This window comes from Staphylococcus nepalensis (assembly GCF_014635045.1).
Taxonomy (GTDB): domain Bacteria; phylum Bacillota; class Bacilli; order Staphylococcales; family Staphylococcaceae; genus Staphylococcus; species Staphylococcus nepalensis.
In genome coordinates this window covers 477,582-495,371 of record NZ_BMCF01000002.1, presented here as the reverse complement: position 1 = coordinate 495,371, position 17,790 = coordinate 477,582, and the positions used below count along the sequence as shown (strand labels likewise).

Below are 17,790 nucleotides of genomic sequence, written 5' to 3'. Positions count from 1 at the left end.
TCTACTTTATTTCTTTTTGAATTTAAATAGTATTTTTACATTTAAAAACATACTATTGTAGCCATGATTTATAAAATTATGAAAATACATTTAAGGTTTTAAAGTTATATAGTAATATATAAATATTAATTATTTGCAAAGGGTGCAGTGGGGTGAAAAAATGAAAAAAATTATAATTAGCTTGGTATTAATAGTTCTCTTAGTAGCGTTAGTACTTTCAATTAAATCATTATATGAGACAAAGCAGATAAATTATCAAAGCGTTAATCAGCCATCTCAAAATAATGAAACTAAAAATAAACACAATTCACAATATCCTTCTCCTCAAATTGATGTGCTATCACAAGTATTTAGTGAAAATTTTATGAATCGTGATGTTAGAAATCAATATATGCACATATCTAAAGGCATGAGTAAAAGTAAAGTGGAACGATATTATGGAAATAGTGAAGAACATTTAAAAATTAATAATCTTAAAACACAAAAATATGGGAATATAGCAATTTATTATCAAAACGATAAAGTGCAACGATTTTTTGTTATTCCTAACAATGTTTATATTCAAGCGTTTACTCAAGTGCATGGAAATAGAGACAAAAACTATAATAATGGTACGATGATATATGATGATAATCCGTTTAACCAATTCTCTGTCAAAGTATATTTTGATCCAAACGGACAAATTAAGGCTATAGAAAATGTGAATCAAGTTTCTTTATCCTATTAAATAGCGTATAAATAATGCTATGTTAGACATAACTTTTTATTTTATTTCATAACCAATGACTTAAATCATCTCTTATTAATATAATAATTAATCACTAGAATAAACTATCAAAACAGAAAAATTTGTGATAATATGAAAGCGGTTACACAAATAGAGGTGATTTTTATAACGACAATTAAAGAAGTAGCAAATTTAGCAGGTTGTTCTGTAGCAACGGTGTCTAGAGTCATAAATAATAATGGATATGTAAAAGAACAAACGAAAAAGCGCATTGAATGTGCCATCAGTGAACTTAACTATCAACCTAATGAAGCGGCACGCACGTTGTATAAACGTAAGTCAAAAATGATTGGTCTATTATTGCCAGATATTAGCAATCCTTTTTTTACATTAATAGCGAGAGGCGTTGAAGATATAGCATTATCACAAGGCTTTCAAGTATTAATTGGTAATAGTGATAATAATGCTAATAAAGCTAGAGATTATCTTTCTACTTTTAATTCTTATAATTGTGTTGGAGTGATTACTACAGCATTTGCTGATAAGCAAGTTGAAAAATTATTAAAATCTCAAAATATGCCATGTGTATTTGTAGATCGCGTTAATGATGTCATTAGTGGCGTTTCTGCAAACCATTTCGAAGGAGGAGAATTACAAGCGCAACTTATTTTAGAAGGCAAACCACAAAATATATTGATTATCCATTTGGATTTAAAAATTAATACCTTTAAGTCAAGAATCAACGGTATTGAATCAATATTGAAGCAATATAATGTGAAGTATTTTTATTATGAATCTGAAAAGCTAACAAATGAGCAGGCATTTATTTCGTTAATTAAAAATTTGAAAATTGATAGTATCATATGTAGCAATGATATTTTAGCGATTGAAACGATGGGGATTATTCAACAATTTAAGTTTAAAGTACCTGAAGATATTCAAATTGTAGGTTATGATAATATACCATTTTCGACAATGACATTTCCAAACATTTCAACAATTGATCAATCTGCATATGTCTTAGGCCAAAAAGCTGTATCAAAATTATTGAATTTAAAAACGAATGATTATGATAAGCAACTTGTATTATCACCTAAACGAAGGGGGAGCATAAGGTTTTAACTGCAATTATGTAACCCGTTACATAATATATTATATAACGAATGGGGAGATTAAATGTATAAAACAGGTATTCTAAACAGTGAAATATCTAAAGTATTGAGTGATTTGGGACATACTGACAAAATAATGATTGCTGATTGTGGTCTTCCGGTGCCAGAAGGCGTGAAAAAGATAGATTTAGCATTAACATTTGGAAAAACTTCATTCGAAGAAGTATTCGATTTAATTAAAGAACACATGGAAATCGAACAATTAATCATTGCTAATGAAATGATAAAACAAAACAGCGCATTATATGTAAAGCTATTATCTTGGAACATTGATATCACAACTGAATCGCATGCATCTTTAAAAACGTTAAGTAACGAGGTTAAGGCAGTTATCCGAACGGGCGAAGCTAAACCTTATGCCAATGTAATTTTAACAAGCGGTGTTTTATTTTAAAGGGGGGCAGTTATGATAAACATGAATCAAATATACAAATCATTTGGGCAAAATAATGTATTAAGCGGCGTTGATTTTGAAATAAATGATGCTGAAATTCATGCACTAATGGGTGAAAATGGAGCTGGTAAAAGTACGCTTATGAAAATACTTACCGGCGTGTATAAGGCTGATAGTGGCAGCGTATTAGAAGATGGGAAACCGATTCATTTTAAAAATACGATGGATGCTGAACAAAATGGTATATCCTTTATCCAACAAGAATTAAATATTTGGCCAAATTTGACTGTGCTTGAAAATTTATTTTTAGGAAAAGAGGAAACCAAATTTTTAGGTGTTGTAGATAATAAAAAGATGAAACAACGTGCTTTGTCAGTTTTCAAAAAATTAAATATTGATATTGATTTAAATAGAATGGCAGGTACTTTATCAGTCGGTATGCAACAGATGTTAGAAATTAGTAAGGCGTTGATGGAAAAGCCAAAAATTATCATTATGGATGAGCCTACTGCTGCTTTAACGAATAATGAAATAGCTACTCTGTTTGAACAGATTAATCGTTTGAAAAATGAAGGCGTTTCTTTTATATATATTTCTCATAGAATGGAAGAAATATTTAGTATTTCAGATCGTATTACTGTTATGAGAGATGGCCAATCTATTTTAACAACAAAGACAAAAGACACCACTCATGCTGAAGTCGTAAAATCCATGATAGGAAGAGATCTAGACAATCAGTATCCTGATAGGCATTATCACCAAGAAGATATTGTCCTTTCTGTAGAAGATTTAAGTTCAGTAGAGCATCAATTAAAGCCTATCCATTTTGATTTACACAAAGGAGAGATACTCGGATTTAGTGGTTTGATGGGCGCTGGTCGTTCAGAAATTATGCGTGTCTTATTCGGCTTAGATAAGGGAAATAAGACTGTCAAACTTAATGATAAACAAATTCAAATTCAGAACCCCAATCAATCTATTTCACAAGGACTTGCTTTTATCACTGAGAATAGAAAAGAAGAAGGATTAGTGCTACAAGATTCAATTCTAGAAAACATTACGTTACCTGCTTTAAAAAGTTTTTCAAAAACAGGTTTTTTAACTAAAAGTACGATGGCACAATATTCTGATCAAATGATTGCACGCATGAATATTAAAGGTAAAAAAGAGGACGCTTGCGTTAATTTATCAGGTGGTAATCAACAAAAAGTCGTTTTAGCTAAATGGATTGCAACAGCACCACATGTTTTGATTTTAGATGAGCCAACACGAGGCATTGACGTAGGAGCTAAGCGCGAAATATATCAATTGATGAACGAACTAACAGACCGTGGCATGTCTATAATTATGATTTCATCAGAATTACCAGAAATTATAGGTATGAGCGATAGAGTAGCAGTGATACACGAAGGAAAAATTACAGGTATATTAGAGGGCGCGTCTATCTCTGAAGAACATATTATGACTTTAGCTACAGGAGGGGAAAATAATGAAACAGTCTAAATTATCATTTTCTTATTCGTATTTAGAAAAAATCATACCTTTTATTGGTTTGATTTTATTGGTTATTATTATAAGTACACTAAATAGTGCTTTTTTAGAGCCTTCTAATCTATTTAATTTATTAAGACAAGTTTCAATCAATGGTTTAATTGCGTTTGGGATGACCTTTGTCATTTTAACGGGAGGTATTGATTTATCAGTAGGTTCAACATTAGCATTATCTAGTGCTGTTGTTGCGATTATAATGGTTACTGGCATAGACTCAATTTTAGCACTGTTAATCGGGTGCCTTTTTGGTGCTATATTAGGTGCTATTAATGGATTATTAATAACGATTGGCAAGATGGCGCCGTTCATTGCAACATTAGCGACGATGACTGTCTTTAGAGGTTTAACCCTTGTTATTACAGATGGTAATCCTGTTACGAATTTAAATGGTAGCTATGCTTTTCAATTGTTTGGTAGAGGCTATTTCCTAGGTATACCAGTACCAGCAGTTACCATGTTTATCACCTTTATTATCTTATATATATTGTTACATAAAACAGTATTTGGTAGACAAACGTATGCTATGGGAGGAAATGAAAAAGCTGCATTTATTTCCGGTATCAAAGTCAACAAAATTAAAATAATGATTTATAGCTTAGCAGGGTTAATGTCAGCTATGGCGGGAGCTATTTTAACTTCTCGTTTAAATTCAGCGCAGCCAACCGCAGGGATGTCCTATGAATTGGATGCTATTGCAGCTGTTGTGCTAGGTGGTACTTCTTTAACAGGCGGTAAAGGTCGTATTGTTGGAACGTTAATAGGGGTATTAATCATTGGTGTATTGAATAACGGTTTGAATTTGTTAGGGGTATCTTCTTTTTATCAACAAGTTGTTAAAGGTGTCGTTATTATTATTGCTGTATTAATTGATAGAAAAAATAAGTAATTGGGGGTGCTGATATTGAAAAGACTATTTATAAGCGCGTTAGCTTTAGTATTATTTTTAGCTGGTTGTTCACTAGAATCACCATTGGAAAAAAATGATAACGGTAAATCAGATAAGAAAAAATCGGATGTCATTATTGGGGTGAGTATCTCTACACTAAATAATCCTTTTTTTGTAAAAGTTAAAGACGGTATTGAAAAAGAAGCTAAGAAACAAGGTGTTAAAGTTAAATTTGCTGACGCACAAGATGATGCGGCGAAGCAAGCTAATGATATAGATGATTTGATTCAACAAAAAGTTGATTATTTAATCGTAAATCCAACTGATTCAGACGCAATATCTGGTAGTATTCAAATTGCGAATGATGAAAGCATACCAGTGATCACATTAGATAGAGATGTAGCAAAAGGCGAAGTAGCTTCATTTATTGCTTCAGATAACATCAAGGGGGGTGAAATGGGTGGTGAGTTGATTGTGGATGAGTTAGGCGAAGGCGCAAAAGTAGCTGAACTTGAAGGTGTTCCAGGCGCCAGTGCTACGCGAGAACGTGGTAAAGGTTTCCATAATATTGCTGACAAATCACTCGATGTAGTGTCTAAACAAAGTGCTAAATTCAACAGGACTGAAGGGTTAAACGTAACACAAAATATGATTCAAGCTCATCCTGATATGGAAGCCGTTTTTGCACAAAATGATGAAATGGCTTTAGGTGCAGTAGAAGCCATAGGAAACAAAGATATCAAAGTCATTGGTTTTGATGGTAATGAAGATGCTATTAAATCTGTGGAAAGCGGTAAATTATTTGCTACAGTTGCGCAACAACCTAATTTAATGGGTGAAGAAAGTATCAAGACGATTATGGATTTATATAATGGTAATAAGGTAGAGAAAAAACATAAAATCCCTTTAGAAATGAAACGTCAACAGTAAATTATATCTTAAATATATAAAAGCCGGGCCATTTTGAAATTTAAGATGTACCCGGTTTTTAATATTTGTTTATTTGTATTTTTGGCGTTCTTGTTGCTCTTGCGCATAGCGCTCAGGATTTTTTTTGTAAAAATCTTGATGCTCAGCTTCAGCTTCATAAAATGTAGAAGCAGGTAATATTTTTGTAGCGATTGCTTTATCTTTATCTATTGTTTGTTTTAATTTTTCTACATAATCTTCTGCTACTGCTTTTTGGTCTTCATTTGTGTAAAAGATAGCTGTTTTGTATTGTGAACCTCTATCTTGAAATTGACCGCCTTCATCTGTTGGATCTATTACAGAAAAGAATATCTCTAATAATTTATTATATGAAAACAGAGCAACATCGTATTCTATTTCGACTGTTTCATAATGTCCGGTGTCACCTGTCTTAACTTGTTCATATGAGGGGTTATCTTTATGTCCTCCCATGTAACCAGAAGTTACCTTTTCAATGCCTTCAAACGTGTCGAAAGGTTTGACCATACACCAAAAGCAACCTCCAGCGAAGTATGCTTTATTTATATTCATGCTTAACATCCTTTCCATATTAGACCTTAGTACCAAATATTAAGATATTACTTGATTTTTAGGCAGTTTTTATATAACTTTAATATATGTTAATTATAGTACATAGCAGTGCAATTTTGAAGATATAAGGTTGATTACATATGAATGAGGATAAACAAAGAAGTAAAGAAAGTGAAAACACAGAAAAACAATCTACAATGCGTAGAAGCAAAAAGAAGCGGCTAAAAAAATTTCCATTTATTATTTTAATAATCATTATTATTTTAGCGATTATTGTCGGATATTCTATTCATGGTTATAAATCAGGGATTGAATATGCAGAAGACCACGGTAAGACACTTAAAAAACACAAATTTAACGGTGCCAAAAAAAATGATGGTAAGATTACAATTATGGTTTTAGGTGCTGATAAAGAACAAGGTGGTATTTCTAGAACTGATTCTATCATGATTGCACAGTATGATTATATTCATAAAAAAATGAAGATGATGTCTGTGATGCGTGATATTTATGCGGATATACCAGGTAATGGGCAACATAAAATTAATTCAGCATATTCTATTGGAGGTCCTGAGTTATTACGACAGACATTAAAGAAAAATTTAGGTGTTGACCCAGAATATTATGCCATTCTTGATTTTACTGGATTTGAAAAAATGATTGATGAATTGGAACCTAATGGTGTACCAATTGACGTTGAAAAAGATATGTCCAAAAATATTGGTGTTTCCCTTAAAAAAGGCCACCATAGATTAAATGGTAAAGAATTATTAGGTTATGCTCGGTTTAGACACGATGAAGAAGGTGACTTTGGTCGTGTAAGACGTCAGCAACAAGTCATGCAATCACTTAAACAAGAATTAGCGAGTCTAGATACATTGCCTAAATTACCTCGTGTTGCAGGTATACTAAGAGGTTACTTAAATACTAATATGCCAGATTCTGCGCTGATTCAAACTGGTTTGAATTTTGGTATACGTGGAGATAAAAATGTTGATTCTATTACGTTGCCATTACAAAACACATACCAAGATATTCAAACACCGATGGATGGAAGTGCTTTAGAAATAGATAAAGCGAAAAATAAGGAAGAAGTACAAAAGTTTTTAAATGAATAATAATATATTTAAAATTTAAAAAAGAAGAGACCGAGACATTAATCATGTCTCGGTCTCTTCTAGTATGCGGGAAGTAAGGAATGGGATGAAAATGTGATTTTTGTCCTGTTTTTCTATACTATAAGAAATTATTGATCTGATTTTCTAACACCAGCAACGCCGTAGTGAGAAGCTTTCATTTCTTCAATGACTACATGTATAGCTTCTTTATTGGCGTCTGTTGTTTTTTCTACAGCTTTAGTCACTTCTGATACTAAATTTTTAAGTTGTTCATCTGAACGTCCTTCTAATAGTTTTACATTTACAATCGGCATTTAAGTTCCTCCTAATATGTCTATTTTTTATATTATATCATGAAAATCCTCAAAACTATAAAAATAGTTAAAGGAACAATTGTTCTTAAAAATATTGAAATAGAACACGTGTTCTTATATAATAAAAAGGACTAAGGGGGAGTGTCATATGTATGATTACAATCTGTTAGAGGAAAGGGTCATATTATGTATTGATCAAAAAAGTTTTTTTGCAAGCGTTTCTTGTATCCAAAAAGGGCTAGACCCTATGAAAGAAAAGTTGGCAGTTGTTGCAGATACTAAGAAACAAGGTTCAGTTGTGTTAGCTGCTACAGGGCCATTAAAAGCGTTAGGTATTAAAACAGGTTCAAGGTTATTCGAGATACCGCATAGAAACGATATTTATATTATTAATCCAAGTATGAGAAAATATTTGGAAGTTTCAGTGGCAATATCTAAAATTGCATTACGTTATATCGCTCCAGAAGATTTGCATCAATATAGTGTTGATGAATTCTTTATGGATGTCACAGAAAGTTATCGTAGATTTAGCAGTACAGTTCATTCTTTTTGTCAAAAATTACAATATGAAATTCTAGAAGAAACGGGTATACATTGTTCAATAGGTATTGGGTCGAATATGCTACTGAGCAAAGTAGCAATGGACATAGAAGCCAAATATACAGATCATTTAATTGCTGAGTGGCGATATCAAGATATACCTCATAAACTTTGGCCTATTTCACCTTTAAGTGATTTTTGGGGAATTAGTAAGAAGACTGAAGCAAAAATGAATAAGCGAGGCATCTTTACTATAGGAGATCTAGCACATTATCCATATCAATATTTAAAAAGAGATTTTGGTATTATTGGCGTTGATTTACATTTACATGCAAACGGAATTGACCGAAGTAAAATTAGAGATAAATATAACGTAACGAACCCTTCAATTTGTAAAAGCCAAATATTAATGCGCGATTACCATTATCATGAAGTTAAAGTTGTGATGCAAGAATTAATTGAAGATGTGTCAAGCCGTGTTAGAGCAAGAAATAAACTAGTTAAGACGATTCACTTTTCTTTTGGTTATAGTAACCAAGGCGGCGTGGAGAAACAATATACATTACAAGAACCCACAAATTTAGAGCGTATTATTTTTGAAGCGGTAGAACGCTTAGCAGATAAACTATGTGATCCCACAGTATTGTATAGAACAGTAAGTATTTCACTTACTCAATTTATAGATGAAAAAGATAAACAGTTAAATTTATTTATAGATGAGTATGAAAGTAAAAGAACTGAAAAATTAGCTAAAACAATCGACGCTTTACATCAGAAATTTGGTAAAGGTAGTGTATCTAAGGCAATATCTTATACAGACGCGGGCACCAAACATGGTCGATTAGGTCTTATGGCAGGGCATAAAATGTGAATGATTGAAACTATGCAAAACATATTCTATACGGATGTACCAAAGTGAGCGCAATATAAGAATGTACCATAACCAAGTGACTATTGGTATAACTAAGCATTTCATAGGGAAAAAATATGATGTGATATGGCGCAATATTATGATATAGATAGAAGCGTCCTTGGTATTTTACTATCACGTAATGAATAAAGCTGTATAAGATTAAATAGGCTGAGGTATATAAAAACGATTGGCCAAATGACATGATTTGGTCAATCGTTGAATAACGTTTATGTCTTAAATTAAAATCAGAAAATTTTTGATTAACTATTCAATATAAGTATCAAAATCACTTAGCGCTTCAGCACCTTTTTTACGGTCTTCAGGGTTTTTAAAGCTAACGCGTAAAGCTCCATATATATCTTCGCGCACTTCTAAAATCCTTAAGTTGCTTATAGAAATATTATGTAAACTCAAGATATGTGTAACTTGGCTAATCATACCTGGTTTATCCGGAATATCAACATATAAATCATACTCTATAGATAGCGCTCCTTGTGATTTTAGTGGAAGTTCATCTCTGTATAATTTCGCATCATTATAAAAATGATATAAGTCTTCAGGGTCATTTTCTTCCACAAGGCTTATGACATGTTCCATTTGTGTTTTCCATTCTTTCAGGATATCAACAATAGTATTTTTATTTTCGATGGTGATGTCGCGCCACATAATTGGACTGCCACTAGCAATTCTTGTGATGTCTCTAAACCCTCCAGCAGCCAGAGTTTTCACCAATGAAGAATGATTGACATGGTTTGCGTTTAAATGCACAAGGCTCGAAGCAATAATATGGGGGACATGACTGACGATGCCTGTAACAAAGTCATGTTCTTTTGCATTTGTTGCAATAAATTTTGCTTTTGTTGTATCCAGTAATGATCTAATTTCGTCAAATGCTTGGTTATTGCCTGGTTCATCATGTACTAACACGTAAAAAGCATTTTCAAATAAATGTTTTTTTGCGTTAAGCACGCCTGATTTATGACTTCCAGCCATAGGATGACCGCCAATCAAGTGAATATCATGGTTTAAAAGGTACTGCTCATATTGTAATATAGTTGATTTAGTACTGCCAGTATCAGTAACAATCACATTGCTTTTAGTTTGATAGTTTGGTAGTGCTTGTAAATATTTAATTGTTTGTTGTACGGGTGTGGCATAAATAATAATATCTGCATTTTCCACACAAGTTTTATAATCGGTAGATTGATAATCAATAATCCCAATAGATAACGCTTTTTCTAGTTGGGAGGCATCTGCATCATAAGCAGTGATTTCAATATCATTATGGTAATATCTTAAATTACTCGCAAGACTACCGCCGATTAAACCTAAACCTACGAAAAGTATTTGTTGCATTTTGCTGACCACCTCTATCAAAATTTTCAGAATAGTAACATTGTATAGTAGGAAAAGCTAATTCGCAATACGTGTTTGATTTTAAAACATGAAATAGATAACAAAACTATCTGTTTAATTATCTATGATATTGAAACATATATAATAGTTATTATAATCACATAGTTAATCATCTCGAATGCAGTCAATTTATAACAATAAGCTGTGATATTTATAGTAATGAAATTATGCAACAAAAGCAGGAGTAAACCATTTATATGATTTTGTACTACCATTCTGTATAATGATATAATAACTATATTAAGTGTAAGCCTAGCATACATGAATTTCAGACTATGTCAGCAAAACTACTACTTTCCATGATCAATAAAACTTGTAAAAAGAAAGCTAGCCATATTTTTTAAATAATTTAGATATCAATTTATTTTAAATTGCAAACTTTACAAAAAAGAAAATAATTAAATTTTAGGTCTAAATACAATTGAGACTAAAGAGAAGGCACCAAATATAGAAAAAGCCAAGGTATAAGAAGAAAATTGAATTACATTCCCTGAAACCATGGCACCTATGATTTGGCCAAAAGCTAGTGTGAAAAATGGGACACCTATACCTAAAGAGGGCGCCTTTTCAAAAATTTTAATACCCCATATCATTAAAATGCCTGTTAGAAACACATAAGAACTGCCGAAAAATAGCGCGGATAAGAATATAATAAATAAGTTAGTGTTATCAATATTTAAAGATAAAATAGAGGTTGCCATCATTAATACTACGATAATATATAAAGTTTTAATTGAAAATTTAGAAATTAAACCACCTGAAAATCCTCCGATGATGCCTGATACTCCAACCAATATCCAAAAAGAAGATGTAATGAAATCTGAATTAGAAGGTACGGTTGCAATATAATCTTTAGAGAAAGTCCAATAAATAGCAGACGCACAACCTAAAATCAAAGAAGCGATGTTGATAGACATGCTTTTTTGTAGTAATGGTTTCAAACTGTAAGGCTGTGTTTGAGTTTTGAATTTTTTTATAGAAGAAATATGTTTAGGTATATAAAGATAATTTATTAATAAAACGATAATTGCTATAATTCCAAATATTAAATAAACAACTCTCCAATTATCAGACAATATATAAGCGATAGGTCCAGAGATTACGATACCAAAACCAGTACCGGCGTTTATCCACGTATTAGCTTTGTTTTGCGTGTTTTTATCCAAATTATTTTGAACCACCTCACCGTAAGCAGGTGAACCAAATCCTGTACTCATACCAGCAATAAAAACACCTAAGAACAATAGAACTGCTTCATGAGATACGGATATGATAAAAATACCTAAAATAGAAGTTAAACCAGCTAAACTAACAAACATCTTTGGGTCTTTTTGGTTTGAATAGTAAGTAGAAATCGCAATAGCGAGACAATAAGCAATATAAGTTGCGGAACTTATCATACCCATAGTACCACTACCTAATTTGAGGTCATTTGAAATATTGGGTAATAATAGTCCGAAAGCGAACCTTGCTAAACCGTAAGTAACGGCAATCATTAAAGTCCCAGAAATAATTATTTTATTATTCATTGTTTAGCACTCCTTTTGAAAGACTCATCGTAATAGATTTAACATCTGCAAAATCCATATGTTCTATCATTGATGTACTGCCTTCCAATATGAATAGTAACTTTTTAGCTAAATCTTTTATGTTACGATAATTTTCGTTTTCTAACTTTTCTTCTATTAATTTTGCCACCTTTATTTTATGGTGACTGACTATATCTACAATATCTTGATTGGAATGTCTAAATTCTTCCATAGCTTTTAAAAATAAACACCCGTTTGTATTTTTGCGCTTTAACCATTCTAAATGCTGTTCGATCATATGGTTTAAGCTTTTATCATTGTTATTTTCTAAGAAGTTCATATACACATCTTCTCTATATTTTAAAACCGCGACGATTAAATCATCTTTAGATTTATAATTTCTATATAGAGTCATCGTTGCAACATTTGATGCTTGGATAATCTGATCAATGCCTGTTGCGCTAAAACCTTGCTTATCAAAAAGTTGATTGGCACTGTAGATTAATTGCTCCTGTTTTTTAGTTAATTTTGTCATTATATCCCACCTTTAAAAGAGAACGTTCACTCTCATTTTAAAATAATATGTGCTATTTTCAATACTTTTTATTAAAATAAGTAAAAATTTATGAGAATTTATGTTAATGATTATTCAATAACGGTTTAAATCATCGTAGTATAAGCAACTATGAGTGACATCCAAGTATTGCTTATTTAGAATGATTTTTATAATATAATTTGGATTAAGTTGCCATTTAAAGTTAAACTTACAAATTTAATTACACCAGTTTAGTTACAATGTTAACTCAGCATATTATTTTAAAAATAAGAGCGTTTTTAAATTATAAGTTGACAAATGAAAATGATACTTGTATTATTTAAATTAATTCATTTTACAACAAACACAAGTTGTCATTTGAAAGATAGAGTAGCGTATGTGATTTGTAGCAATTAGAAAGCTAATGGTCGATGAAAATTAGCACAACATATATTGTGAATTGGGCTTTTAAATGTTGATACAGATTAATATATTTAAAGTGAACAATAAATTTGTTAACTAAGGTGGCACCACGGTAACGCGTCCTTACAGCATGCGTTAGTGTGGTGTTTTTTATATTTAAAAAAGAAAACAAAATGAAGTAAGTTATGAAAGGTAGCGTACAGAAAGTTAGTGGCTGATGAAAACTAACACCTACATATACTGAAATTGGGTTTTGTTGGATTACAAGTGAAGATTCAAATGAGTGGGTAGATAGTTTATGACATATGTCTACTAATTTAGGTGGTACCGCGCGTCAGCGTCCTTAATTAATATTTAAGGACGCTGATTTTTTTATGGGGAGGAATATAAAATGAAGGTGCAATATCAAAAAATAAATGCTGAAGTAACTCCAGAAGCACTAGCAAGATTGAAGCAACACAAAATTATTTTAGAAAGCACAGACCAATCTAAACTTAAAGGACGTTATTCAATTGTGATATTTGACGTATATGGATCACTTACATTGGATAATGAAAATATGATGATACATTACAGTGATAAAGAGACGCTAATAGAAACTGAGCAACCCTATGATAAATTAAAAGCATTTATAGACCAATATAAAGCTGTTGTAGAAGATGAAGATTTAGCTTTATTACCATTTGTTTCAGGGTTTGTAGGCTCATGTAGTTTTGACTTAGTTAGACATGAATTTCCAATATTGAAACAGATTGCATTAGATGACCATCCACAGCACGATGCAAAATTTTATATGGTCGAAGACGTCTATGTATTTGACCATTACAAAGAACATCTCTATGTCATAGCAACAGACTTATTTTCTAATGATAGTGAACAACAGTTAGCACAACGTGTAAATCATCGTGTTGAAGCATTAAAGGATATCAATATTTACCCTTCTCCTATAAAGAATGAGATAAATGAAAAACAAATTGAATCGAATATTGCACCAGAAGAATTTATAAAAACAGTGAGCGATATGAAGTCATTAATACAACAAGGTGATATGTTCCAAGTTGTCCCTTCAATTATTTATAAATATAAGCATCAGTTTGGTGTAAATATACAATTGTTATCTTACCAACTTTATCAAAACCTAAAACGCCAGAATCCCAGCCCTTATATGTATTATTTAAATTTAGACGAACCGATTATCGTAGGTAGTTCACCAGAAAGTTTTGTGAAGGTAAAAGGACAAACTGTTGTTACTAATCCCATAGCTGGAACGATAAAAAGAGGTGCTACTGAAGCAGAAGATTATAAAAATGAACAACAATTAATCAACGATGAAAAAGAAATCAGTGAACATAGCATGCTTGTTGATTTAGGCCGAAACGATATTCACAGAGTAAGTGAAATAGCTAGTTCTAAAATTGAAAAGTTAATGGCAATTGAACGTTATGAGCATGTAATGCACATTGTGAGTGAAATAACTGGAAAACTAAAATCTAACTATTCACCAATGACAGTTATTGCAAGTTTATTGCCAACAGGTACAGTATCAGGTGCGCCGAAATTAAGGGCAATTCAACGAATTTATGAAGCACAACCTCAAAAACGCGGTGTGTATAGCGGAGGTATAGGATACATCAATTGCAATCATGATTTAGACTTTGCATTAGCCATACGCACAATGATGATCGATGAAACATATATTAATGTAGAAGCAGGTTGTGGTGTTGTATATGATTCAATACCTGAGAAAGAATTAGAAGAAACGAAACTTAAAGCGAAAAGTTTACTGGAGGTGTCACCATGATCTTAGTCGTTGATAATTATGATTCTTTTACGTATAACTTAGTGAATATTATAGGCAAAACAGAAGATATGGTGATTAAATATCCAGATGACCCTGAAATATTTGGTTTAGAAATTGATGGGTTAATTATATCTCCTGGTCCAGGCCACCCTCTTGATACAAATCTTTTAATGGATATTATTGAGCATTATAAAGAGAAACCAATATTAGGTGTTTGCTTAGGGTCACAGGCATTAACATGTTATTACGGTGGCGATGTAATACAAAATAAAAAAATAAAACATGGTAAAAAAGATACGATGCAAATTGTAAGTGACTCTAAATTATATAGAGATATTACTGAATATTCAGAAATAATGAGGTACCATTCATTAATCAGTAACCCTGAGACGTTACCTAAACCATTAAAAATAACTGCTAAAACAAATGATTGCGTTCAATCATTTGAACACAGAAATGGCTTGCATTATGGAATTCAGTACCACCCTGAATCATTTGCAACGGAATATGGTGAAGAAATTATAAAAAACTTTTTAAATATCATTAAGGAGGTCAATTATAATGAGTCTACAAAGTCATATAAAACAGTATAAACCACTTAATCAAACTCAAATGAATGAATTTATAGAACTATTGATTGCGAACGATTTAGAAGAAGCAGTTAAATTAGAATTATTAGAAGCATTTTCAGAAAGAGAGCTAACTCAAGATGAATTGACTTATATTTCACATAGTCTCATTAGCTCTATGTACCCAGAACAACCCTATTGTCCTGATAGCATGTGTGTTTGTGGAACAGGCGGAGATAAATCAAACAGTTTTAATATTTCAACCACAGTTTCATTTGTGTTAGCAAGTGCAGGTGTACCAGTGATAAAGCATGGTAATAAAAGCGTGACATCTTCATCAGGAAGCACAGATTTATTAAATGAGATGAATATTGCGACACGCAGCGTTAGGGAAACAGAAGGACAATTAAAAGACGTTGGATTAGTATTTTTAAATGCAACCGAAACGTACCCAATAATGAAAAATATACAACCTCTGAGAAAAGCGATTAGCAATCCAACTATTTTTAATATTACTGGTCCATTGATTAATCCATTTAAATTAGATTATCAAGTTATGGGTGTATATGAACCAAGTAATTTAAGTAAGATTGCTCAAACATTAGCAGATTTAGGAAGAAAAAAAGCTATCGTATTACATGGTGCAAATGGTATGGATGAGGCCACGTTATCTGGAGACAATATAATATATGAAGTAACAGAAGATAAAACAATTCAATCTTACACATTGAATGCAACAGATTTAGGTTTAGATTATGCGCCTAATAGCGATTTGTATGGTGGCACACCACAAGACAATTTGGAAATTACGAAACAAATATTAAATGGCAAAGATCGCAGTGCTAAAAGAGATGTCGTTTTATTAAACACAGGTATTGCTTTGTATGTTGCAAATAAAGCGACAACAATTCAAAAAGGTGTTGATAAAGCTCGAGTATTAATTGAAAACGGCGAAGCTTTAAAACAATATAATAAAATGGGAGGCAAAACGTATGACTATATTGGATGAAATTGTAGCATATAAAAAGGATTTATTAAGTGAAGGGTATTATAAAGCAAAATTAGCAGAACTTAATGAGGTAGATGTATCTCATAAACAAACATTTGAAACACAATTAAAACAATCGAATCAATTAGCCATTATTGCAGAAATTAAGTCTAAAAGTCCGACATTAAATGAACTTCCTGGTAGAGACTTAGCACAGCAAGTCAAAGATTATGAAGCTCATGGTGCTAACGCAGTTTCAATTTTAACCGATGAACATTATTTTGGTGGCAGTTATGAACGTCTACAAATGCTGACAAAATTAACGAATTTACCAGTGTTATGTAAAGATTTTGTAGTGGACCCTATCCAAATTGATGTTGCTAAAAAAGCTGGTGCCTCAATCATTTTATTAATTGTAAATGTATTGGATGATGAACAGTTAAGTACGCTATACAACTACGCGACATCACAAAATTTAGAAGTATTAGTAGAAGTCCACGATAAAGAAGAACTAGAACGTGCTTATAAATTAAATCCTAAATTAATAGGCGTTAATAATAGAGATTTAAAAAGATTTGTAACTGATGTTTTGCATACAAATGAAATTTTAGAAAATAAAAAAGATGGATATTATTATATTTCTGAAAGTGGTATACGCAATCAGCAAGATGTTGAGAATATTGTGAATGCTGGTATAGATGGTTTGCTCATCGGTGAATCTTTAATGAAGTGTGGTGACTTAAGCCAATTTTTACCAGGACTTAAATTAGAAAAGGTGAAAGTATGAAATTAAAATTTTGTGGATTTAAAACACTCGAAGATGTAAACAAAGCTAAAGATTTAAATATCGATGCTATAGGGTTTATCCATTTTCCACAAAGTAAACGTTTTGTAGATATTGAAAAAATTCAAACACTTACCAAGATTGTACCAAATGACAAAGAAAAAGTAGTAATTGTAGTAAATCCAAACAACCCAACTTTATCAAAACTTATTGATGGTACAGATATGACAACGATTCAATTACATGGAAATGAATCACTTGAGACAATAGCATTTATTCGTCAAAAAAAGAAAAGTATTAAAATCATCAAAGCGTTGCCAGCAAAAAATTCAGAAATATTGATAAAAGCTATCCAGTTTTATAAAGACTTTGTAGATCAATTTATTATAGACACCCCGTCAACTTCTTACGGCGGTACTGGTAAATCATACAACTGGGACATGCTCAATGCAATTAAAGATGTAGATTTTTTAATAGCGGGTGGTATGAATTATAAAAATATACAAAGTGTGCAAGAGCGCGACTTAAAACATAGCGGTTATGATATCGCAAGTGGTATTGAAACCGACGGCACCAAAGATAGTAAAAAAATGAACGAAATTATAGAACTTGTAAAAGGAGTTAATTAAT

At 31.7% G+C, this 17,790-nt stretch carries 18 protein-coding genes; 13 read left to right on the top strand and 5 right to left on the bottom strand.

Annotated features, from left to right (window positions below):
* The first annotated feature begins 160 nt into the window (after positions 1 to 160).
* The 6 genes from IEU88_RS05490 (at position 161) to IEU88_RS05465 (ending at position 5,660) form a co-directional block, all read left to right on the top strand.
* Entirely contained in the window at positions 161 to 727 is a 567-nt protein-coding gene (locus IEU88_RS05490) for a hypothetical protein (protein ID WP_103373105.1), read from the top strand.
* Positions 728 to 883: 156 nt separating this feature from the next.
* Positions 884 to 1,849: a LacI family DNA-binding transcriptional regulator gene (locus IEU88_RS05485; RefSeq protein ID WP_229719013.1), complete on the top strand. Its 966-nt coding sequence runs from the start codon at positions 884 to 886 to the stop codon at positions 1,847 to 1,849.
* 54 nt (positions 1,850 to 1,903) lie between these two features.
* Positions 1,904 to 2,293: a D-ribose pyranase gene (gene rbsD, locus IEU88_RS05480; RefSeq protein ID WP_103373103.1), complete on the top strand. Its 390-nt coding sequence runs from the start codon at positions 1,904 to 1,906 to the stop codon at positions 2,291 to 2,293.
* 12 nt (positions 2,294 to 2,305) lie between these two features.
* Positions 2,306 to 3,796, top strand: a complete 1,491-nt coding sequence (locus IEU88_RS05475) for a sugar ABC transporter ATP-binding protein (protein WP_103373102.1) — start codon at positions 2,306 to 2,308, stop codon at positions 3,794 to 3,796.
* Positions 3,783 to 4,730 (top strand): ABC transporter permease, encoded by a 948-nt coding sequence (locus IEU88_RS05470; RefSeq protein ID WP_103373101.1) that lies wholly within the window; start codon positions 3,783 to 3,785, stop codon positions 4,728 to 4,730. Before IEU88_RS05475 ends, IEU88_RS05470 begins: the two co-directional genes overlap by 14 nt.
* Before the next feature lie 15 nt (positions 4,731 to 4,745).
* Positions 4,746 to 5,660 (top strand): D-ribose ABC transporter substrate-binding protein, encoded by a 915-nt coding sequence (locus tag IEU88_RS05465; protein ID WP_103373100.1) that lies wholly within the window; start codon positions 4,746 to 4,748, stop codon positions 5,658 to 5,660.
* Between the two features lie 69 nt (positions 5,661 to 5,729).
* On the opposite strand, the gene msrA is transcribed toward IEU88_RS05465, so the two are convergent.
* Positions 5,730 to 6,230, bottom strand: coding sequence for a peptide-methionine (S)-S-oxide reductase MsrA (gene msrA, locus IEU88_RS05460; protein WP_096809862.1), 501 nt, complete (start codon positions 6,228 to 6,230; stop codon positions 5,730 to 5,732).
* 140 nt (positions 6,231 to 6,370) lie between these two features.
* Between msrA and IEU88_RS05455 the strand changes: the two genes are divergently transcribed.
* Positions 6,371 to 7,348, top strand: coding sequence for an LCP family protein (locus IEU88_RS05455; RefSeq protein WP_096809860.1), 978 nt, complete (start codon positions 6,371 to 6,373; stop codon positions 7,346 to 7,348).
* Positions 7,349 to 7,476: 128 nt separating this feature from the next.
* Here the strand turns inward: IEU88_RS05455 and thmT are convergent, their stop codons facing one another.
* Positions 7,477 to 7,662, bottom strand: coding sequence for a 2-hydroxymuconate tautomerase (gene thmT, locus IEU88_RS05450; protein WP_096809857.1), 186 nt, complete (start codon positions 7,660 to 7,662; stop codon positions 7,477 to 7,479).
* 148 nt (positions 7,663 to 7,810) lie between these two features.
* Here thmT and IEU88_RS05445 point away from each other — a divergent pair, with 148 nt between their 5' ends.
* Positions 7,811 to 9,073 carry a Y-family DNA polymerase gene (locus IEU88_RS05445; protein WP_103373099.1) on the top strand — a complete coding sequence of 421 codons (1,263 nt, stop codon included), beginning with the start codon at positions 7,811 to 7,813 and terminating at the stop codon, positions 9,071 to 9,073.
* Between the two features lie 306 nt (positions 9,074 to 9,379).
* Here the strand turns inward: IEU88_RS05445 and IEU88_RS05440 are convergent, their stop codons facing one another.
* The 3 genes from IEU88_RS05440 to IEU88_RS05430 all read right to left on the bottom strand — a co-directional run bounded on the left by IEU88_RS05440 (position 9,380) and on the right by IEU88_RS05430 (position 12,595).
* Positions 9,380 to 10,471: a prephenate dehydrogenase gene (locus IEU88_RS05440; RefSeq protein WP_096809853.1), complete on the bottom strand. Its 1,092-nt coding sequence runs from the start codon at positions 10,469 to 10,471 to the stop codon at positions 9,380 to 9,382.
* Between the two features lie 458 nt (positions 10,472 to 10,929).
* On the bottom strand, positions 10,930 to 12,060 hold the full coding sequence (locus tag IEU88_RS05435; RefSeq protein ID WP_115342183.1) for an MFS transporter: 1,131 nt from the start codon (positions 12,058 to 12,060) through the stop codon (positions 10,930 to 10,932).
* Positions 12,053 to 12,595, bottom strand: a complete 543-nt coding sequence (locus IEU88_RS05430) for a TetR/AcrR family transcriptional regulator (RefSeq protein WP_096809849.1) — start codon at positions 12,593 to 12,595, stop codon at positions 12,053 to 12,055. Before IEU88_RS05430 ends, IEU88_RS05435 begins: the two co-directional genes overlap by 8 nt.
* Before the next feature lie 814 nt (positions 12,596 to 13,409).
* On the opposite strand from IEU88_RS05430, the gene IEU88_RS05425 reads away from it, so the two are divergent.
* Genes IEU88_RS05425 through IEU88_RS05405 form a run of 5 tightly spaced genes read left to right on the top strand, consistent with a single transcriptional unit; the run spans position 13,410 to position 17,789 of the window.
* A complete protein-coding gene (locus tag IEU88_RS05425; RefSeq protein ID WP_103373026.1) occupies positions 13,410 to 14,819 on the top strand; it encodes an anthranilate synthase component I in 1,410 nt (469 codons plus the stop codon).
* Entirely contained in the window at positions 14,816 to 15,412 is a 597-nt protein-coding gene (locus IEU88_RS05420) for an anthranilate synthase component II (RefSeq protein ID WP_103373027.1), read from the top strand. Before IEU88_RS05425 ends, IEU88_RS05420 begins: the two co-directional genes overlap by 4 nt.
* Entirely contained in the window at positions 15,381 to 16,397 is a 1,017-nt protein-coding gene (trpD, locus tag IEU88_RS05415; protein ID WP_103373028.1) for an anthranilate phosphoribosyltransferase, read from the top strand. The genes IEU88_RS05420 and trpD overlap by 32 nt, the downstream gene beginning before the upstream one ends.
* Positions 16,381 to 17,163 carry an indole-3-glycerol phosphate synthase TrpC gene (gene trpC, locus IEU88_RS05410; RefSeq protein ID WP_096809839.1) on the top strand — a complete coding sequence of 261 codons (783 nt, stop codon included), beginning with the start codon at positions 16,381 to 16,383 and terminating at the stop codon, positions 17,161 to 17,163. The genes trpD and trpC overlap by 17 nt, the downstream gene beginning before the upstream one ends.
* On the top strand, positions 17,160 to 17,789 hold the full coding sequence (locus IEU88_RS05405; RefSeq protein ID WP_096809837.1) for a phosphoribosylanthranilate isomerase: 630 nt from the start codon (positions 17,160 to 17,162) through the stop codon (positions 17,787 to 17,789). The genes trpC and IEU88_RS05405 overlap by 4 nt, the downstream gene beginning before the upstream one ends.
* Position 17,790: the final 1 nt, after the last annotated feature.